This window comes from uncultured Streptococcus sp. (assembly GCF_902463925.1).
GTDB lineage: Bacteria > Bacillota > Bacilli > Lactobacillales > Streptococcaceae > Streptococcus.
Genome location: NZ_CABQHE010000017.1, coordinates 1 through 20487, shown reverse-complemented (window position 1 = coordinate 20487; position 20487 = coordinate 1). Strand labels below are relative to the sequence as shown.

Sequence of the window (20487 nt, the reverse complement as noted above, 5' to 3'; positions counted from 1 at the left end):
CGTTTACGGCGTGGACTACCAGGGTATCTAATCCTGTTCGCTCCCCACGCTTTCGAGCCTCAGCGTCAGTTACAGACCAGAGAGCCGCTTTCGCCACCGGTGTTCCTCCATATATCTACGCATTTCACCGCTACACATGGAATTCCACTCTCCCCTTCTGCACTCAAGTTTGACAGTTTCCAAAGCGAACTATGGTTGAGCCACAGCCTTTAACTTCAGACTTATCAAACCGCCTGCGCTCGCTTTACGCCCAATAAATCCGGACAACGCTCGGGACCTACGTATTACCGCGGCTGCTGGCACGTAGTTAGCCGTCCCTTTCTGGTAAGCTACCGTCACAGTGTGAACTTTCCACTCTCACACTCGTTCTTGACTTACAACAGAGCTTTACGATCCGAAAACCTTCTTCACTCACGCGGCGTTGCTCGGTCAGGGTTGCCCCCATTGCCGAAGATTCCCTACTGCTGCCTCCCGTAGGAGTCTGGGCCGTGTCTCAGTCCCAGTGTGGCCGATCACCCTCTCAGGTCGGCTATGTATCGTCGCCTAGGTGAGCCGTTACCTCACCTACTAGCTAATACAACGCAGGTCCATCTTGTAGTGGAGCAATTGCCCCTTTCAAATAAATGACATGTGTCATCCATTGTTATGCGGTATTAGCTATCGTTTCCAATAGTTATCCCCCGCTACAAGGCAGGTTACCTACGCGTTACTCACCCGTTCGCAACTCATCCAAGAAGAGCAAGCTCCTCTCTTCAGCGTTCTACTTGCATGTATTAGGCACGCCGCCAGCGTTCGTCCTGAGCCAGGATCAAACTCTCATTAAAAATTTTAATAATTGTTCGAGCGTTAACTCATTACCGTCGTCTGACGATTTATTCTTGTAAATTGACAGGTTATAATTTCTTCTATCATAACCCTGCACTTGGTTTCTTATTCAGTTCTCAAAGGTCTTTGCCTCTCTTGAGACAACTTCTATATTCTACCAAAGATAGAATAACTTGTCAACACCTTTTTTAAAGTTTTTTTACTTCTCGGCGTTAGCCGTCTCTTCCGAAACAGCTTATTTATAATATCATCTCTATCTTGTCTTGTCAATAACTTTTTTAAAGTTTTGGAACCTTTACGAGTTAGAGACAAATCACTTAAGACAACTTTTATATCTTAACACCCTTTTGGATAGCTATCAAGAGGTTTATCGCAAATCTGTTGTCATTTGTTTGATTGAACTTTTTTGAATCCTTGATACAATACCCATCCAACGACTAGGCCAAGAGCATTTTGGCAGAAATTAGGAATCACTTCTGCAATTGAAGCTCCTGTTCCATACATAAATACTGAAGCAAGTGCATAGCCACCCACCATCACAATTGTAGCAATCATAAGACCTAGGACACGATAGTTACCTTTAAATCCAGCAAAATAACCTTGTGCACCATGGATTAACAAACTGATAAACATCCATTGCGGAGCAGATGATAGCAGATCTATCAAAAAAGCAGATAGTCCTCCCACAATTGCCCCTTCCTTCTTGCCAAGATAGAAAGCTGTGAAATAGATTCCTGCATCTACCAAAGTTAAGAGACCTGTTGGAGTTGGAATTTTCGCTACGAATCCAAAGGTCACTGATAAAGCTGTTAAGATAGCTAATAATGTTAGCTCTTTTGTTTTCTTATTTTGCATATTGAACTACTCCAAATTCATTTGATTGTTTAATTGATTCATAAACAAAGGCTTTAGCATTTGCCACAGCTTCAGTTTCTGAACATCCTTTAACTAATTCACTAGCTATACTTGAAGCAAATGTACATCCTGCACCGGTATTGTTTTTGTCTAGCACAGCTTCTTCAAACAATTTGTAGTCTGTTCCATCATAAAAGACATCTATCGCTTTATTACCATCCAAGCGGTTTCCACCTTTGACAACGACAGTCTTAGCACCTAATTCATTGAGATAGCTACCCGCATGCTTCATGTCATCAAGAGTCTTGACCTTTCTATCTATTAGCAGTTCGACTTCAGGTAAGTTCGGAGTGATAACAGTGATATAAGGGAAAAATTTAACCAATTCATCACGTAGTTGAGAAACTTCAACGTCATGAGTCTCCTTACATACTAAAACGGGATCCAAGACAATTGGAATATCAGAATGGTTTTTAACAAAATCCAACGTTAATTCTGCGATTTCAACGTTAGGCAACAAACCAATTTTAATTGCTGAAAATGGGACATCTTTTAGTGAGTCAAGTTGTTGTTTAAAAACATTAGTATCAATCGGAATGACCTCAAAACCATTCTCAGTCATTGCTGTTAGACAGGTAAGAGCTAAAAATCCATGCTGTTTATTTGTGGTAAATGTCGCTAAATCCGCATGAAGCCCGCCACCACTAAAAATATCATTCCCTGAAATCGCTAAAATCAATTCATCACTCATATCTTATCTCCTTCAAATATAACCCATTTCCTGCTGCCGTTGGTCCTGCAAGATTACGATCACGACTTTCCAACACTGTCTTAACTTGCGAAACAGGCATGCGACCATTGCCAATCTTCAACAAGGTACCGACCATATTTCTAACTTGCTTATAGAGAAAACCATTTCCAGAAAAAGTAAAGATATAAAATCCAGTTTTCTCATCGATAGATACACTAGCTTGTGTAATTGTGCGTACTTTATTTTCTACAGAAGTTCCCGAAGCTGTGAAGCCTGTAAAATCATGTGTACCAATTAAATCCTTAGCAGCCTCTTGCATAGGAGCTAGACTTAGAGGGTAGGGATAGTGGGTAGCATAATTACGCATCATGGGGTTCTTAGGTCGCCCTGCATCTACTAGGAACTCATAGGTTTTACTATGCTTGTTATAACGTGCATGGAATTCCTCCGATACCAGCTCGATACTAACAATGTCAATATCATCTGGACACTGTGTATCTAAACCGAAACGTAACTTCTCTGGATCCCGCTCCTGGGGTAAATCGAAGTGAATAACTTGTCCATAGGCATGAACACCTGCATCTGTACGACCCGCTCCATGAACAGTGACAGGCGTACCACTACTTAACCGTAAGAGAGTCTTTTCAAGTTCTTCTTGAATAGAACGTGCATTTGGTTGTCTTTGAAAACCTGAGAAAAGTGTACCATCATAGGAAATTGTCGCTTTGTATCTAACCATAAAATTATCATATCAGATTTTTTCAAGGATAAAAAGTAGGTCGATTAGCAACTGACCCCATGCAATTTTTGACATAAAGAAAAAGACGCCTTAAGCGTCCTTCCTTTATAAATCTTCTAAGGCATCCTTTACTTTATTGAAGAAACCTTTTTTCTGTGGTGCGATTTTTTCATCACCACTTGCTTTGGCGAATGCAAGGAGAGCTTCTTTTTGAGCATCATTTAGCTTCGTAGGAGTTACAATCTTAACTGTAACGTGTTGATCTCCTTGTGAACCTCCACGAAGACGTGGAGCACCCTTTCCTTTTAGACGGAAAGTTTTGCCTGTTTGAGTTCCTGCCGGAATGGTCATCTCAACATTTCCGTGAACTGTTGGTACTTCGACAGTGTCACCAAGGGCTGCTTGGACAAAGGAAATGTTAAGTGTATAGTAAATTGTTGATCCATCACGAGTAAACTTATCGCTTGGATTAACATTGATGATTACAAAGAGGTCTCCATAAGGACCACCATTGAAACCAGCTTCACCTTGACCCGCAAGACGGATTTGTTGACCTGTTTCAACACCTGCTGGAATCTTGACAGATACTTTATGGCTTTGTTTTTCATGTCCTGTTCCGTGACAAGTTTGACATGGCTCTTTAATTTCTTGACCTGTTCCATGACAGACATCACAGGTTACTTGACGACGCATCATACCAAGTGGTGTTTGCGTATCAACATTGATAACCCCTTGACCATGACAGCGACCACAAGTTACAGGGCTTGTTCCAGGTTTTGCACCAGATCCTGAACATGCCTTACATGTCGCTTCACGATTGTAGCGAACTTCTTTTTCGGCACCAAAAATCGCCTCTTCGAAGCTTAGGTTGACACGGTACTGAAGATCATCACCTTGACGTGGAGCATTTGGGTTACGAGTAGCACCACCACCAAAGAAGCTAGAGAATATATCCTCAAAGCCTCCAAAGCCTGCACCACCATCGAAGCCTCCAAAGCCTCCTTGACCACCAAAACCATTCGCACCATCTGGTCCGTATTGGTCATAGGCTGCACGTTTTTGGTCATCACTTAAAGTTTCGTAGGCTTCTTGGACCTCTTTATATTTTTCTTCCGCACCTGGTTCTTTATTAATGTCTGGGTGGTATTTCTTAGACATCTTACGATAGGCACGTTTAATTTCATCTTGAGAGGCATCCTTAGATACCCCAAGACGATCGTAATATTCGGTATTGTTCATGATTTTAGATACAAAGGGCATCTAATGGAGAAAGCCAAAGTAATAGTTTTGAAGATAAACTATCGGTTCCTTGAAACCAACTTTCTTTTTGGCTTAATCCATAGCCCGTGTTCAATGACGAACACTCTTTGTTCCTTTCTATATTTATTTGTTATGATACGAAGTAAAACTATATCTTATATTCACTTATTTTAGCGAAAAACAGAGGCTGGTTTGCAACCTCTGGATTTCTTTTTATCATTTACTAGCTAAGCTCAACTGAATTTTGGCTAAAAACTTCGGAAAAAAGATACACCATCTTTTGCTCACCGCACAAGGCGATGACTTCCTATTTTTCTTTCGTTTTCCTAACGCCTCAACATCTTACCAAATCGAGCACGTCCTAACCTCTTGGTGAAATAGGAAACCTTCCTAGAAACTAAAGTTTCCGCGTCGGATTTCCTATTTTCACCGCGAGTTTTTAACGGACTTTGCATCTTATTTTTCAGTAAACTCTCCGTCTACGACATCGTCGCCTGAGTTATCTGCTGTTTGTGCACCTTCTGCTCCTGCTTGAGCTTGTTGTGCTGCTGCAGCTTGTTCGTAAAGTTTAACTGCAAGAGCTTGAGCTTTTTCGTTAAGAGCTTCCAATTTAGCCTTCATGTCATCAAGATTGCCTGATTCTTGAGCTTTCTTAAGGTCATCAAGAGCTGATTGAGCAGCATCACGTTCTGTGTCGAAGCCTTTACCTTCTGTTTCTTTGATTGTTTTTTCAGTCGCAAAGATAGCTTGGTCAACTTCGTTACGAAGATCTACTTCTTCTTTACGTTTTGCATCTGCTTCAGCATTTGCTTCAGCATCTTTCATCATCTTTTCAATTTCTTCGTCTGTCAAACCAGAGTTAGATTGGATAACAATTGTTTGTTCTTTTTGAGTTCCAAGATCTTTCGCTTTAACAGATACGATACCGTTCTTATCAATATCGAAAGTAACTTCGATTTGTGGAATACCACGAGGTGCAGCTGGGATATCAGTCAATTGGAAACGTCCAAGAGTCTTGTTATCTGCTGCCATTGGGCGTTCCCCTTGAAGAACGTGGATATCAACGGCTGGTTGGTTATCTGCTGCAGTTGAGAAGACTTGTGATTTAGATGTTGGAATAGTAGTGTTGCGGTCAATAAGTTTTGTGAATACTCCACCCATTGTTTCGATACCAAGTGACAATGGAGTTACATCAAGAAGGACAACGTCTTTGACATCACCAGTGATAACACCACCTTGGATAGCAGCACCCATGGCAACTACTTCATCAGGGTTAACTGATTTGTTTGGTTCTTTACCAGTTTCGGCTTTAACAGCTTCTACAACGGCAGGGATACGAGTTGAACCACCGACAAGGATAACTTCGTCAATATCTGACAAGCTCAAGCCTGCATCTGAAAGGGCTTGACGAACTGGAGTTTTCGTACGTTCGACAAGGTCACGAGTCAAATCATCGAATTTCGCACGAGTCAATGTCATTTCCAAGTGAAGAGGTCCAGACTCACCGGCAGTGATGAATGGCAAGCTGATTTGTGTTGAAGTGACACCAGAAAGGTCTTTCTTAGCTTTTTCAGCTGCGTCTTTCAAACGTTGAAGAGCCATCTTGTCTGTTGACAAGTCGATTCCATTTTCTTTCTTGAATTCTTCAACCATGTGGTCGATGATTTTTTGGTCAAAGTCATCACCACCGAGTTTGTTATCCCCTGCAGTTGCCAATACGTCAAAGACACCGTCACCAAGTTCAAGGATAGATACGTCGAATGTACCACCACCAAGGTCGAACACCAAGATTTTTTCTTCTTTATCAGTCTTATCCAAACCGTAAGCAAGGGCTGCTGCTGTTGGTTCGTTGACGATACGTTCTACTTCAAGACCAGCGATTTTACCAGCGTCTTTTGTTGCTTGACGTTGTGCATCGTTGAAGTAAGCAGGAACTGTGATAACTGCTTTAGTTACTTTTTCACCAAGATAATCTTCAGCATAACCTTTCAAGTATTGAAGAATCATAGCTGAAATCTCTTGTGGTGTGTATTCTTTACCGTTTGCAGAAACTTTTTCAGAAGTACCCATCTTAGATTTGATAGAGATGATTGTATCTGGGTTTGTTACTGCTTGACGTTTTGCAGCGTCACCAACGATGATTTCACCGTTTTTGAATGACACAACAGATGGAGTTGTGCGGTTACCTTCTGGGTTTGCGATAATTTTTGATTCAGTTCCTTCAAGAACTGCAACTGCTGAGTTTGTTGTACCTAAGTCAATACCAATAATTTTAGACATATGTTTTTCCCCTTTTTACTTTAATTTCTATTTTGCTTTTTTATCTTTCATTCATAGTTTTCTGTCATTTCGGACAAGTTTTCAATTAATTATATACAACTACCATAGCTGGGCGTAAAACGCGTTCGTGGAGTTTATACCCTTTTTGGAAAACTTGTGCAATCGTGTCTGCTGGATGTTCATCATCTGCAGGCATTGTTTGAATCGCCATGTGGAAGTTATGATCGAAATCACCATCAGCTGGAATTTCTTCGATTCCTTCCTCTTTAAGAGCATGCACTAAACTTTCTTGCACCATTTCCAAACCTTTTTTGACATCATCAGTCAAGCCCTCAACGGCAAGAGCACGTTCAAGGTTATCAAGTGATGGCAAGATTGCTTTTGCCAAATCTTGGCTACGATACTTTTGTAATTGTTGACGTTCTTCATTAGCACGGCGTTGAATATTTTGCATCTCTGCATGGGCACGAAGGTATTTATTTTCAAACTCCTCCGCACGCGCTTGTGCTTCTTCAAGCTCAGAAGTTTCCCTTGTTTCTTCTACAACTTCTTCAGTTGTCTCGGTAGCTTCCTCTTCTTTTACTTCTTCTTTTTTAATATCTTCAGTCAAGGCATTCACCTCTTTCTATACTTTTTAAAACGTTATAGATTAATTAACTTCATAATGGTTACTATTGAGATAACGGTAATAATCCGTCAACTTCATAACCAAAACTCTACTAATAACATTGACCAAACTAATCATGCGACGATAATCCATTTCAACTGGACCAATCACATGCATGAGTGCCATCCCACGATAAGGAATCAGGAATTTATGACTCATAACTGTGACATTTTCAAGCGCTTCTTCAGTTGATTCTGCAACCGAAATCTTGGTTACTTCATCATCGGAGATAGCTGATCGAAGCTCAAGTGCCACATGTTGTGGATTGTCCAAAAATTGATAGGTTTTTAAGTCGGCATAAGTCAGTGATGCAACCTTACCTTCGATGAAAATTAATTCCTTAAAAAGTTGTGAAAAGATATAATCAAACAAATCTAGAACATTATCTGTTATTTTGAAATACTTTTGCACAATCTGAGGAATCTCAGTTCTCAATCGGTAATGGATATCTAAGACAGTGTTTCCCAAAAAACGTTCTTGAACAAGCCTATGAAAAGTTGCCAAATCACTAGACAAGAAATTTTTTGGAATAGCAAATTGAACTGTCACCGGCTTAGATTCATCTAGAGTAAGAACCGCTAAAGCATCGTGATTGGATAGATGAACAATGTCAAATCCAGTCAGACGTTGTCGTGTCGGTTCCACATCTTGAATCACTGCTGTACATCCTGTCATTTCTGCCAGCAGCTTCGCCGCTGCATCCAAGATATCTTCAAGTTTAAAGGCTTCAAAATCAAAGGCCTTGACCACTTGATAAATATCTTGTTCATCAATCGTATCAAGATTCAAAGAATTAGCAACGAAATACTGGAAACCTGCTCGGCTTGGCATACGCCCACTAGAGGTATGAGCTTTTTCAAGATAGCCCATCTTTTCAAGCTTGGCCATGTCATTACGAATGGTCGCTGAACTCGAATCAATTGATTCTTGTAACGCTTTAGAACCAACCGGTTCATGTGTACGAGTGAACATCTCAACTATCAAATTCAAAATAGTGTTTTGCCTTTGCGTAATCACGATGTCACCTCATTTCTATTTATTAGCACTCTAACATATCGACTGCTAACTTATGATTCTATTATACACCTAAACTTGAACATGTCAACCCCAAAAACCCAAAAATTAGCACTCTTATAAAAAGAGTGCTAAAAATACATCTTAAGACCTAGAAAAGCAAAAAAAGAGTACCTCAGAGGCACTCTAATCTTATCAATCATATTTTGACAAATGATAGGTCTCAATAATAGATATGAGGTGTTTGGCGTAATCTGGATCACTGCTAAAACCCGCAGCTTGTAGTTTTTCTGCCGCAACTTTATAACTAGTCGTTCCAGCCACCTCTTTATAGGTTGACCCGCCCCACGTTCCTTGGCGAAGTTCTTCTAAATAAGTCATCATAGAACTTGACCAATCCTTAAAAACTGCAAAATCCACCTTTTGGTATTGCCATTTCCCTTTACTGTAGATACTATCCTTTAAACGAATACGTTCTTGACCTGGCTGAGCAGGGAGACTGTAGATGTTATGATATTTAACAGATAAAAGACTGCTACCATAATTCGACTCATATGCAGCTTGACTAAGGAGAATAGACGCAGGTACACCATAGTTTTTAGACATCTTTTGAGCTATTGGAGCTAGGGTCTCAATAAATTCTTGCCGTGTGTAAGCAACCTTTACCGAACGAGCATTATCATCTGTAGAGGCATGAAGAATCAAAGGCAAGAGAACACCTAAAGCAAAAACAACAACTAAGGTAATGAAGGCTTTTAGTTTAAAACGTCGTCTCACTTAGCTTTCTCCTTTAATAATGCCAAATATTCCTCCAAAGTAAGTTTATGTTCAGTCATATACTCTGCTGACTCTTTACCAACATAGCGGAAATGCCAATCCTCGTAGCCTACACCTGTTGACGATGTTTTACCATCTGGAAAACGAAGAACAAAGCCATATTTCGGCGCTAACTCTTTAACTTTAGCTACTGTATCTGGATCTGCTTCATTTAAGCTATCTACAGTACTCATATCAATCGCAAGACCCGTCTGGTGTTCACTCGCTCCTGGTGGTTGTGAATAGGTTTGAACCTTTTTCTCCGCCTGAGACTCCGTCAAACTTGGGTCAGCAGCCATTTCCTGCTGAACATAACTGTTATAAAGTTCTGTCTGATAAGCAACACTACGATAACCTGATATCAAGTGATAACTTGGATCAATTTCTTTAGCAGCTGCTAAAAACTGCTTAACGTTCTTAGCAATTCTTGCATCTACAGAAATACCATCGACATCAGCAATCTCAGGGTTAAGTTCTTTAGACTTATTATCTCGATTTACCAAAAGCAATTGCCAGTCTTTAGGCGATACATCAGGTAGTCCCTTTGTATCCTTGCTTTGAGTCGCATCGGTAGCTTGTTTACTACTTTTTGTTACTGACGATCCATTGGTTTGTTGGACTGTACGACTGACACTAAATACTGAATAAAGTCCTGCTGCAACTAAAAGAACTGCAATCAAAACACTACTGATAACCAAAAACCAGTTGGTTTGCTTTTTCGCCTGACGGCGACTTGGATAGTTATTTTTTACCATTTTCTTTTTCTATTATCTCTCGCCCAACCTGACGATAGGTCATATCGCCAAGTGCTTCTAATGTAAATTTACCATTTTCATAAGCAACAACAGTAACCGAACCGTTGTCCAACGAAGGATGCTCGACAGAAGGATCAATTAACCAAGCAAAGGTTGCAATGGTCATACCGTGACTAACGACAATAGCATTACCGCCACCAGACCTCTCAAGATCTTCAGCAATAGCTGTGAATCCCTCTAAAATACGTTTTCTGAGCACTTCCCAAGGCTCTGCCCAGCCAGCCGTATCCACATCAAGGATACCTTGTGCAAGTTCAGGATAAGTTACCTCATGCAAATCCTTACCTTGAAAAGCATCTGTTCTCGGTAGCACACCGTAGAAAAGTTCACCGTCATAGCCACCATCTAAACTACCAAAACACCACTCACGAATACGTTTATCACGTTTATAAGGAATAGTTTCCAAACCCATCTCACGTAAAACGATATCCATGGTTTGAATCGTTCGACCTGAATCACTAGAATATGCGGCCTTGAAAGGGATACCTGCTGCTTTCAGACCCACCCCCAATTCACGAATACCTTCCTCACCGAACGGAGTCAAAGGGCTATCAGACCAACCTTGTGCACGACCAATGGTGTTAAACATGGTTTTGCCGTGTCTCGCAATATACAACTTAACCTCACTCATAGCACCCCTTCTTTCCGTCATTTTTTGAATTCATTATAGCACAAATTCCCTCGACTATCTAGCCAGCGAGACCATCAGAAAATGCCTTACCAATTGGCAAAGCATTTATCATCCGCTTAGTTTTTAAAGCTGTGAACAGGGGCTGGGATTTGGCCACCACGCGCAATGAAGTCAGCCGATGAAGCTTTGTTCACCTTCATTACTGGTGCATAGCCAAGAAGACCTCCAAGTTCCAACATGTCACCTTCCTTACCATAAGGAATAATACGAACAGCTGTTGTTTTCTGGTTAACAACACCAATAGCTGCTTCATCAGCAATCATGGCCGCAATTGTTGTATCCGGCGTATCAGCAGGAATGGCAATCATGTCTAGACCAACAGAACAGATAGCCGTCATGGCTTCTAATTTTTCAAGGTTGATATGCCCAGATTGAACCGCTGCAATCATTCCTTCATCTTCAGAAACTGGGATAAAGGCACCTGACAAACCACCGACCTGGTTACATGCCATGATACCACCTTTTTTAACTTGGTCATTAAGAAGAGCTAGAGCCGCAGTAGTACCATGCGTACCAACAACTTCAAGCCCCATCGCTTCAAGGACACGAGCTACCGAATCCCCCACTGCTGGTGTTGGCGCAAGAGACAAATCTACAATACCGAACTCGACACCAAGGCGTTCGCTGGCCATTTGACCAACCAACTGACCAACACGTGTGATTTTGAAGGCGGTCTTCTTAACTGTTTCAGCTAGAACATCGAAGCTTTCGCCTGGAACTTTCTCAACTGCACGTTGCACAACACCAGGACCTGAAACCCCAACATTGATTACAACATCAGCCTCGCCAACACCATGGAAGGCACCTGCCATAAATGGATTATCTTCAACCGCATTAGCAAAGACAACCAATTTCCCTGGACCCATTGGATCTGCCTCAGAAGCCTCTTTAATGATACGTCCCATATCACGTACCGCTGTCATATTAATACCAGTTTTTGTTGAACCAATATTAACAGATGAGCAGACAAAATCAGTCTCAGCAAGCGCACGTGGAATAGAATTAATAAGAATCTCATCACCTTTTTGGTATCCCTTTTGAACTAATGCAGAGAAACCACCAATAAAGTTAATGCCAATTTCCTTAGCTGCTCGGTCTAGTGCCTTGGCAAAAGGTACATAATCTGTCGCATCTGTTGCCGCACCGATGATTGAGATCGGAGTAACAGACACACGTTTATTAACAATAGGAATACCAAGTTCAGCCGCAATTTCGTCACCAACAGCTACCAAATTCTTAGCCTTAGATACAATCTTGTTGTATACCTTTTCTGCAGCCTTATCAATATCTGAATCAATACAATCAAGGAGTGAAATTCCCATGGTGATAGTACGAACATCAAAGTTCTGTTCCTCAATCATGGCAATGGTTTCTGTGACCTGTTTAATATCCATTTTCAACTACCCCTATCTTATAAGTTGTGCATAGCATCAAAAATCGCTGAGCTTTGGATGTTGATTTTGACGTTCAATGACTCACCAAAGGCTTCCAATTCAGCACGTAGGTGTGTAAAATCTTTCTTATCTTCCGATGATACAACCGCCATCATGGTGAAGAATTCATCAAGGACTGTTTGAGAAATATCATCAATATTCAAGCCAAGCTCTGCAACCTTAGTCGCAACACCTGCAACAATACCCGCTTTATCCTTACCTACAACTGTAATAATCGCTTTCATGAGAAGCCTCCATCATTTTATTTTGTATAATTTTAGCATATTTTGATTAAAAATGCTATTTTTTATGAAAATTGCCTCTTTTTTCTTGAAAAAGACGAATGTTTCCAAGGAATTTAACTAATATCGTTTATGAAAACATCCTCTCTTTGACCCAACTACTTGTGGATAAACTTGTTCACAACCTAAATAATATCTTCCTTATAAAACCTTGAAAAATCAACATTCAACACTATCAACAGACTTATCCACAGGTGTGGATAAGTCTGTGGGTAACTTGTCGATAAACAAAAAATATCGCCAAATCCAGGCGATATCTTAGCTTTATTGCCATTTTAAATTAACGTGGGCATTCATTTCTTTATAGGCAGCATCTATACGCTCTTTGGTTTCTTCATCTAGTTTATTTCTGTATTTTCCACCTTTAATGAAATCCTCTAAAATATAGGTTTGATAAGTATATAAAGGATATCCCTCTGGCGAAATTATTCCTTTAGGCGTACGGTTAACCCAAGTCGGATGTGCTTGAGCAGTCTTAATCGTGGTTTGACCATTCTTTTTCTCAAGAGTCACATCCATCAAGACACCTCTCTCTGTCCACTCTGCACTATCCACACCATCCATGGTCTCTATTCGTTGGTTAGAAATGAAATTCCCCATTGAGTAAATAATAAGTTTTTGCTGTCCATCCTTTTTAACCACCTCAGAAGGCTCAACCACATGAGGGTGACCTCCAAAGATAATATCGGCACCCCAATCAATCATCTTATGGTAAAGTGTTATCTGTTCATCTGTCGGCTCCAAACGATATTCAACACCCATCTGAGGCATGATGACCGTGATATCTGCTTCGTTTTCTGCACGCTGAATCTCAGCTTTCATACGTTTTTCATCCAAATTCGATAAGTGGTCTGCAACCTCTTTATCCGTCAAATTCGACTCTAGGCCATTGTAACCGTAAGCATAGGAAAGTATTGCAATTTTGATCCCATTAACATTCTTGATGAGGAGTGGCGCCTTGTCTCGTACCGGCTTTTCGTAAACACCAATAGGATCAATTCCCACTTTTTTAAAAGCATCAACCGTTGTAAAAGCTCCCTCTAAACCAGAGTCCAAAATATGATTATGGGCCAAATCCATAACATCATAGCCGGCATCCTTAATAGCTGCTGTCACTGATTGAGGAGCATTAAACAGAGGGTAGCCTGACAAAGGATAATCAGGATTAATCGTTCCCTCGAAATCACCCAAGACCAAATCAGCCTGCTTTAACCACGGCTTCACATAAGTAAAATTCTCCGTAAAATCATAACTGCCATCTGCCTGCAAGGCACTCATATAGAGACCGTCATGATAAAGTAAGTCCCCATTAGCCATGATACGTGCTGTCTGTACTTGATTCGAAGCACTCTTTTGCTGCTCATTTTTACTATGAATAATCAAAATTTCAAGAAAAAGCAAACCTAAGACAAGAGTAATCAACCCCATCAAAATCTTATTAGTCATCGCATTGTCATGCTTTTTAGCTTGGATCTGTTTCATCATAATCTCCTTTTTCATACTCCTAGTGTAACAAAAAAATGTTATCCATAGATGATAAAAAAGATTAATAAACGGTTACATCTCACTACCTTGATAATTGTAAAAACAGAAGTTATTCTCAGATAAGACAAAAAACTCTACTTCTTATGAAGTAGAGTCAGAATGAAGACAAACATCAAAAACGATGTTTGTCTTTTTTATATTCTTACCCAATTCTACCATAATCCAATAATATTGAGGTATTTGGGTAAAATAACAGGTCTTTCCTGTCATCATTTTTACCAATTTTTTGATATTTAGACACGCTAAAGTAAGCCCAACCTTATCTTCTATTTTGGACTTTCCTTTTTCTCTGGTATATCGTAAGTTATGATATTCTTTAGCTGTTCCGAATAACCGTTCTATCGTTTCTTTCCGGTATTGATACCGTTCTTTCATACCACTTTGATGGCGAATATCTTCACAGACTTCTAGGGCATCTTTCCAAATATGACGCACAACAACTTTTTGGTGCTGGCGACTTTCAGTACAAATCGCTAACAAGGGACAGGTCTTACAAATTTTAGGATTGCTTTTATATTCTCTATATCCTTCACGTGTCGTTGTACGATAAGTTAACACTTGGTTCTCTGGACAAAGATAACAATCAAAATGTTCGTCATAGACAAAGTCTCTTGGACGTAAAAAATCTTTCTTACCTCTGGGTCTAGTGTAAGGGAAAACTGGTGTAATCCCTTTTTGAAGATGACGCCTTTGGCGACATATACTGGAATCCAAGGAAAATCGCCAAAGTAGCAATCACTAAGGCTGAAATCCCAACAATCAGTTTTTTTGAGAGATCCAGTAGATTTACGATTATGACTACTCATGAAATATGAAATCCTTTTCTTTATCTATAGAAAAATACCACCGAAGCCTAAGCCCCAGTGATATTCTTTTCAGCAATAACAATTAATTATTTAACAGCTGCTATGTTTGGAAGAGTTTTAGCTTCTGCTTTAGAACCAGATTTGTTTTCTTTAGCTGCTTCTGCTTTATCATTTGCAGCTTTTTTACCATTAGCAATCAAATCATCTTCAATACGTTGATCATTATTACCGTAGTTATTAGACTTTGAGTAAACAGCTTCTCCACACAAACTAAGACATACTGGTGCTACTCTTGCTAAACAAGCAGACGTTTCTCTTGAAGCCATTTCAGAAGCACTTACTCATAGTAATAAAGAAATTACAAAAACTTATGTAAATACAAAAGATATAGTTAATCGGACAGTAGGCGATATTGCATTTCGTAGCTTGAAAAAGTAATGATGGAAAATTGGTGGAAACTTTGGTGGAAACTCTCGAATTTTGAACAAAAAAAGACATCCAAGAGAATACTCTTGAATGTCTGTAAACGTTGATATAATCGTATTGATTAACGTTTTGAGAATTGTGAAGCTTTACGAGCTTTCTTAAGACCTGGTTTCTTACGTTCAACCATACGTGCATCACGAGTAAGAAGTCCAGCGCGTTTCAATGAATCGCGGAAGTCTGGATCTACTTGAAGAAGTGCACGAGCGATACCGTGACGGATCGCACCTGATTGACCAGCGTATCCACCACCTACAACGTTAACGTGTACGTCGTATGAACCTTCAGTTGAAGTAACTGCGAAAGGTTGGTTGATAACGAGACGAAGGTCTGCGTGTGGGATGTATTCTTCTACATCTTTTTTGTTAACAGTGATTTTACCAGTACCTGGAACCAAACGTACGCGTGCAACAGCGTTTTTACGGCGTCCTGTACCTGCATATTGTGCTTGTGCCATTATATTAGTGCTCCTTTCCTCTTAGAATTAGATAAGTCCTGAGATATCAAGTACTTCTGGTTGTTGTGCAGCGTGAGTGTGCTCACCGCCAACGAAGACTTTCAATTTCATACCTTGTGCGCGTCCAAGAGTGTTGTGTGGAAGCATACCTTTAACTGATTTTTCGATCAAACGAACAGCATTTTTAGAACGAAGTTCACCTGCTGAGATTTGTTTCAATCCACCTGGATACATTGAGTGAGTGTAGTAGATCTTATCAGTTGCTTTTTTACCAGTCAATTTAACTTTTTCAGCATTAATAACGATTACGAAATCACCTGTATCAGTGTGTGGTGTAAAAGTTGGTTTGTTTTTTCCGCGAAGTACGCTAGCAACTACTGCAGAAAGACGTCCAAGTGGCACATCAGTTGCGTCAACGACATACCATTTACGTTCAACTTGGCCTGGTTTAGCCATAAATGTTGTTTTGTTCATGATTTCTCCTATATATAGTTCGATTTTTGTTTACGGGTGATGGGTGTTCCTTCCCATCGAAAAGTATTTGGAAGGTTCCGGGGCCTTTCAAATGGGGTAAACAATACCGTTTAACATAATATCAAAAAAACACGTCCAAGGCAAGTCATTTTGTGGTGTTTTTTCTTTTATTTTTTTAGCTCCCGTTTTATAAGTTAGGTAATAGAATCCCCCCAGCAACCTCTCCTCTAAGGGATGCAAACTAGTCCTCAGCTTCCCAAAAAAGCTGGTCTAATGTTTTACAGATGGCAATGTACAAATCTATGGTCGGATTGTAGTCTCCCTTTTCAATAGCTGAGATGATCTGGCGAGAGACTCCTATAGCATCTGCTAAGCCTTGTTGAGTGAGGTCTTTTGCCACACGTGCTGACTTTAATTTTAAATTTTTCATTTAAAAAACCTACGCTTCGTCTTCTAGTTCTTCCAGACGGTTTTTCCTGATTTTTTGATGATAACCAATCCGTCATAGCATATAGTCAGACACAATGTCAAAGATGATACACTGCCCATAGGATTCTTACCTAATCTAAACGACTGTACTAAAATTAGTAGATACATTGGCGATACAAAAGCTCCATCCAGCAACATTACCCAGGATAATATGAACACTGTCTTCTCAATTTTTTGTCCAGTAACCATGGATACCCATTTCGTGATACGCTATGCACTACGACCAAGCACATAGAACCAAAGAAGGTAATGAATAATAATGATTGAGCTAAGTCTACGGAGTGTGTCTTACCAGTAACCATAATCGCTACAAATATACCAAGCATGGCTACCCCATAACCTCCAGAAGCAGATTCTACACTGATTAACTGAGCACGTTCATCCATCGTGCTAGCTACTTTTTCTTTGACTTCTCCATTTTCTTTCCTCCATTCTATAGATTTATTACAGCATTATTTTACATCATGTTAAATATACTATTCATTTTGTATGATTGATCTTCTTATTTTCTATTAATACATCATTTCAGACAACGAAAAAAATCAGATAGGAAAACCTATCTGATTTTTTCTATCTAGCTTCCTCGCCAATCGTAAAGACGGCTAAAGTATCTGGTCCGACATGGGTAGAAATAACTGGCCCAAGTGGCATAATAAGAACTTGTTCAATGCCGTCAACTGCTAACAATTGTTCTTTTAGATTCTCCGCAGCTGCAAAATCATTAGCATAAGCGACAATCGCTGTGCTATGTCCAATATCCTGAGTAGCATGCAGGACCATTTCTTTAATGGCTTTTTTACGTCCACGGATTTTAGCCAAAGGAACCAACTTACCTGAAGCGTCTAGCCAAAGAAGAGGCTTGATATTAATCAAACTACCAATAATTGCTGAACTCTTAGAAAGACGACCCCCACGCATAAGATGATAGAGATCATCAACTAAGAAATAGGTTCGTAAACGTGGCAGAATGTCCTCAATCATGGCTTTCGTTTCGGATAAGCTCTTACCTTGGTCACGAGCTTCTGCCGCCAAAATAGAGAGATAACCTTCCCCACCTGCTGCCGCCAGGGTATCTACAATCTCAATGACAGCTTCTGGATGCTCATCTAAAATCATGTCACGCGCCATAACGGCACTTTGATAAGTACCTGAAAGCACTGATGAGAAGGCAATATAGAGAAGAGCATCACCATTTTGGGCATGACGACGAAAAACCTCTTCAAATTGACCAACATTCACCTGACTTGTGGTCGGCTGACCTCCTTCTTGCATAGCTTCCAACAGACGGTCACTCGTTAATCGATTGGGACCAACGGTCTCATAAGTAGTATCATCAAGCGTAATGGTCAGACCAATAAGTTCAACATCATTCTCCTGAGCCCATTTTTCATCTAGATCTGCTGTTGAATCTGTCAAAATTTTAAATGTCATATATCCCTCTATTCTATTTCATTTAAAAGGTTCTGTAATTTTCCTAATTGTGTTTCGTCCCATGGACGTAACTTTGGGGTTGTTAAGTCAATATGCGCCGACATCTTGTCTAAATCCGACTTAACAGTATTAACACGCTCTTCCAACTCACGCGCTGAAACACGTAAAGCTCCTTGAGAAAAGATGGCCCACTGTTCATTCAAGTCACTAGTTGCTACTTCAACTAGATTTTGAACAGTATTCATTTCAGCTGCTGAGCGCTCAATATAGCTATCGGCTGTCTCGTCTTCCTCAGTAAAAATAACACTGACACGGTACTGATCATAGCGCTGACGGCTCCCTGGAACAAACTGGGCATCAAACACACAGATGATATCAATATGCTCAAAGTTGGCATAATGATTGAGCTTACGAATCAGTGTTTCACGAGCTTGATCAAGCTGATTGGCCTTAAAGAGTTGACGGGTTTCTTGCCAAAAGGCAATCATATTATAACCATCAACCAGAAGTATTCTTTTTTTCATAGTTACAATCGGTTTCGATAAACTTCATACATGAGAACTGCAGCTGCCACACTGGCGTTAAGGCTCTGCACATGACCACTCATAGGAATAGTAATCATCTCATCAACTTGTTTCTTGATGTTAGCAGAGATTCCCTTACCTTCATTACCAATGATAAGAGCAAGCTTGCCAGCTGTGTTCCATTTATGAGATGGTGTCCCATCCATATCTGTACCAAATACCCAGAAGCCTGCTTCTTTGAGCTTATCAAGGGTTTGGCTAAGATTAGTCACGCGAGCAATGGGAATATGCTCCACAGCCCCTGTTGATGTCTTGGCAACGACAGGTGTTACCCCCACAGCACGATGCTTAGGAATAATAACTCCTGTCACCTGAGTAGCATCAGCTGTACGTAGGATAGATCCAAAGTTATGAGGATCGTTAAGTCCATCTAAAATGAGGACTAGAGGATTCTCCTCTTGCTCAGCCTTATCCATAATAACTGAGAGCTCAGAGTAAGCGAACTCTGACACACGAAGGACAAAACCTTGATGAACAGCCCCACCTGTCATATCAGACAAGGTCTTCTTTGGTGTCCAAGAGATGGAGACCTTCTTTTCAGCTGCCAAGGTCTTAATAGCATCCACATTTTTCCCTCGAAGATCTTCTTGAATATAGAGTTTGTTTCCAGTATTAGCTTCTAGACTCTCTGTTACGGCATGTACACCATAAACAATGTCTAGGCTTGATTCTTTAGTTGTTTTCATATGCCCATTCTATCATAAAAAAAGCCCTCTTACGAGGGCAAAGCATGTTAAATAAATGTAATTGCTACTAGATAAAGCACTAGAAGAACGAGAACAAGCGTTGCAGCAGCTAAAGCCTGCTTACCAATTGTATCTGGATCTGCAATTGATTCCACAATCTTTCTCGCAGCCTAGGTAATGGTTTTACCTACTGCTTGGAAGATGTCGATTGAGCCTGTGCTTGTTGAACTGTTTCCGGAAATCGCTGAGATAAGTCCGTCTGTAAAGGTTACTTTTGACAAATAGGTCAAACTCTCACTCTATATTTTTATCCAACTGAACTTATTTCTGCAGTTGTCGATGTAAGAGAGCTAGCAGTTTCTTAAGCCACTTCAGATGTTGCACTTGCATCTCCTCGCTCTGATGCAGCTACTGATTGATCCTCACCAAAAGCTTGGACACGAGCCTCTTCTGAATGAGGTGTAGTCATAGAAACACTCGTCTCTACAGTATCAACTTGAGAATGTACCTCAAGAAGACCCTCATCTGTCTCACTTGAAGAGACAACCATCAATGACGTTGAGGTCACCACTGAGCTTACTTGATTGGTTGGTTCTGCCTTGGCTTCAACTGAAGAAAAATCAACTTACGGAGCTGATTCCTCACTATTAACATAATCTATTTTAGCTTCATCAGATTTCACCTGAACTTCGTCTGATTTACCTGTTTGCAACATAAAACTAGATAAAATCAAAACAGCAAAAGTTGTATAGAAAACTTTTTTCTTAGCTATTTCCATTCATCTCCTCATTTTTGATATAGACTCATTTACTAACATTATAGACTTATTTAACTTTCTGTCAAAAGATTTTTATTGAAAACGTTATAGTATCGGGGTTACACGTGTCAGACACTCCTTAATTTCCTCATTTTAGAGTCTCTAAACATTAGTTTTATCTCATTTTTATTATTAAGACACTGAATTACTTTGCTATTCAAACAATCTTGTTTTTGAAACTTCGGTTATTTTGCACAATCTAGATTAATTTCAAGTCATAACCACCCGTGAAAACGGGTGGCTTGTACACCGGCTGTAAGCCGATAA

Annotated in this window: 22 protein-coding genes, 1 rRNA gene and 2 pseudogenes; 1 reads left to right on the top strand and 24 read right to left on the bottom strand. The window is 40.1% G+C overall.

Features of this window, described 5'->3' with window-relative positions; all coding sequences use genetic code 11:
• The 16 genes and pseudogenes from RDY04_RS09140 to RDY04_RS09065 all read right to left on the bottom strand — a co-directional run.
• A 16S ribosomal RNA gene (locus tag RDY04_RS09140) occupies positions 1-824 on the bottom strand; the annotation flags it as partial.
• A 385-nt stretch (positions 825-1209) separates the two neighbouring features.
• Complete coding sequence (locus RDY04_RS09135) at positions 1210-1680, bottom strand: ECF transporter S component (protein WP_303953340.1); 471 nt, start codon at positions 1678-1680, stop codon at positions 1210-1212.
• Positions 1670-2431, bottom strand: coding sequence for a bifunctional hydroxymethylpyrimidine kinase/phosphomethylpyrimidine kinase (locus RDY04_RS09130; RefSeq protein ID WP_303953337.1), 762 nt, complete (start codon positions 2429-2431; stop codon positions 1670-1672). Before RDY04_RS09130 ends, RDY04_RS09135 begins: the two co-directional genes overlap by 11 nt.
• Positions 2424-3170: a tRNA pseudouridine(38-40) synthase TruA gene (gene truA, locus RDY04_RS09125; RefSeq protein WP_303953334.1), complete on the bottom strand. Its 747-nt coding sequence runs from the start codon at positions 3168-3170 to the stop codon at positions 2424-2426. The genes RDY04_RS09130 and truA overlap by 8 nt, the downstream gene beginning before the upstream one ends.
• Before the next feature lie 105 nt (positions 3171-3275).
• Positions 3276-4409, bottom strand: coding sequence for a molecular chaperone DnaJ (gene dnaJ / locus RDY04_RS09120; protein ID WP_303953332.1), 1134 nt, complete (start codon positions 4407-4409; stop codon positions 3276-3278).
• 477 nt (positions 4410-4886) lie between these two features.
• A complete protein-coding gene (dnaK, locus tag RDY04_RS09115) occupies positions 4887-6710 on the bottom strand; it encodes a molecular chaperone DnaK (RefSeq protein ID WP_303953329.1) in 1824 nt (607 codons plus the stop codon).
• Positions 6711-6795: 85 nt separating this feature from the next.
• On the bottom strand, positions 6796-7320 hold the full coding sequence (gene grpE, locus RDY04_RS09110; RefSeq protein ID WP_303953326.1) for a nucleotide exchange factor GrpE: 525 nt from the start codon (positions 7318-7320) through the stop codon (positions 6796-6798).
• A gap of 39 nt (positions 7321-7359) precedes the next feature.
• The gene (hrcA, locus tag RDY04_RS09105) at positions 7360-8394 is read right to left on the bottom strand and encodes a heat-inducible transcriptional repressor HrcA (protein WP_303953323.1); all 1035 of its coding nucleotides are present in this window, start codon (positions 8392-8394) and stop codon (positions 7360-7362) included.
• Between the two features lie 192 nt (positions 8395-8586).
• Complete coding sequence (locus RDY04_RS09100) at positions 8587-9168, bottom strand: glycoside hydrolase family 73 protein (RefSeq protein WP_303953320.1); 582 nt, start codon at positions 9166-9168, stop codon at positions 8587-8589.
• The gene (locus tag RDY04_RS09095; protein WP_295494240.1) at positions 9165-9962 is read right to left on the bottom strand and encodes a M15 family metallopeptidase; all 798 of its coding nucleotides are present in this window, start codon (positions 9960-9962) and stop codon (positions 9165-9167) included. Before RDY04_RS09095 ends, RDY04_RS09100 begins: the two co-directional genes overlap by 4 nt.
• Positions 9949-10653, bottom strand: a complete 705-nt coding sequence (locus RDY04_RS09090; protein WP_303953316.1) for a histidine phosphatase family protein — start codon at positions 10651-10653, stop codon at positions 9949-9951. Before RDY04_RS09090 ends, RDY04_RS09095 begins: the two co-directional genes overlap by 14 nt.
• Before the next feature lie 116 nt (positions 10654-10769).
• Entirely contained in the window at positions 10770-12107 is a 1338-nt protein-coding gene (locus RDY04_RS09085; RefSeq protein WP_303953313.1) for a PFL family protein, read from the bottom strand.
• A 17-nt stretch (positions 12108-12124) separates the two neighbouring features.
• On the bottom strand, positions 12125-12391 hold the full coding sequence (locus tag RDY04_RS09080; protein ID WP_049545087.1) for an ACT domain-containing protein: 267 nt from the start codon (positions 12389-12391) through the stop codon (positions 12125-12127).
• A gap of 321 nt (positions 12392-12712) precedes the next feature.
• Positions 12713-13930, bottom strand: coding sequence for a CapA family protein (locus tag RDY04_RS09075; RefSeq protein WP_303953343.1), 1218 nt, complete (start codon positions 13928-13930; stop codon positions 12713-12715).
• Positions 13931-14074: 144 nt separating this feature from the next.
• A pseudogene (locus tag RDY04_RS09070) lies at positions 14075-14674 on the bottom strand (transposase); the annotation flags it as partial.
• A 211-nt stretch (positions 14675-14885) separates the two neighbouring features.
• Entirely contained in the window at positions 14886-15125 is a 240-nt protein-coding gene (locus RDY04_RS09065; RefSeq protein ID WP_303953308.1) for a hypothetical protein, read from the bottom strand.
• On the opposite strand from RDY04_RS09065, the pseudogene RDY04_RS09060 reads away from it, so the two are divergent.
• Positions 15055-15237 (top strand): annotated as a pseudogene (locus RDY04_RS09060) (tyrosine-type recombinase/integrase); the annotation flags it as partial. The gene RDY04_RS09065 and the pseudogene RDY04_RS09060 sit on opposite strands and share 71 nt — an antisense overlap.
• Before the next feature lie 109 nt (positions 15238-15346).
• Here the strand turns inward: RDY04_RS09060 and rpsI are convergent.
• From rpsI to RDY04_RS09020, 8 genes are all read right to left on the bottom strand, one after another.
• Positions 15347-15739, bottom strand: coding sequence for a 30S ribosomal protein S9 (rpsI, locus tag RDY04_RS09055; protein WP_002888293.1), 393 nt, complete (start codon positions 15737-15739; stop codon positions 15347-15349).
• A gap of 27 nt (positions 15740-15766) precedes the next feature.
• Entirely contained in the window at positions 15767-16213 is a 447-nt protein-coding gene (rplM, locus tag RDY04_RS09050) for a 50S ribosomal protein L13 (RefSeq protein ID WP_002886374.1), read from the bottom strand.
• A gap of 241 nt (positions 16214-16454) precedes the next feature.
• Positions 16455-16643 (bottom strand): helix-turn-helix transcriptional regulator, encoded by a 189-nt coding sequence (locus tag RDY04_RS09045; protein WP_303953293.1) that lies wholly within the window; start codon positions 16641-16643, stop codon positions 16455-16457.
• Positions 16644-17272: 629 nt separating this feature from the next.
• Entirely contained in the window at positions 17273-18133 is an 861-nt protein-coding gene (locus RDY04_RS09040) for a DegV family protein (RefSeq protein WP_303953290.1), read from the bottom strand.
• 8 nt (positions 18134-18141) lie between these two features.
• Positions 18142-18657: an NYN domain-containing protein gene (locus RDY04_RS09035; protein WP_303953287.1), complete on the bottom strand. Its 516-nt coding sequence runs from the start codon at positions 18655-18657 to the stop codon at positions 18142-18144.
• A 2-nt stretch (positions 18658-18659) separates the two neighbouring features.
• A complete protein-coding gene (gene rlmB, locus RDY04_RS09030) occupies positions 18660-19403 on the bottom strand; it encodes a 23S rRNA (guanosine(2251)-2'-O)-methyltransferase RlmB (protein WP_303953285.1) in 744 nt (247 codons plus the stop codon).
• A gap of 361 nt (positions 19404-19764) precedes the next feature.
• A complete protein-coding gene (locus RDY04_RS09025) occupies positions 19765-19971 on the bottom strand; it encodes a hypothetical protein (protein ID WP_303953283.1) in 207 nt (68 codons plus the stop codon).
• Positions 19972-20028: 57 nt separating this feature from the next.
• Positions 20029-20181, bottom strand: a complete 153-nt coding sequence (locus tag RDY04_RS09020) for a hypothetical protein (RefSeq protein WP_303953280.1) — start codon at positions 20179-20181, stop codon at positions 20029-20031.
• Between the last annotated feature and the right edge of the window lie 306 nt (positions 20182-20487).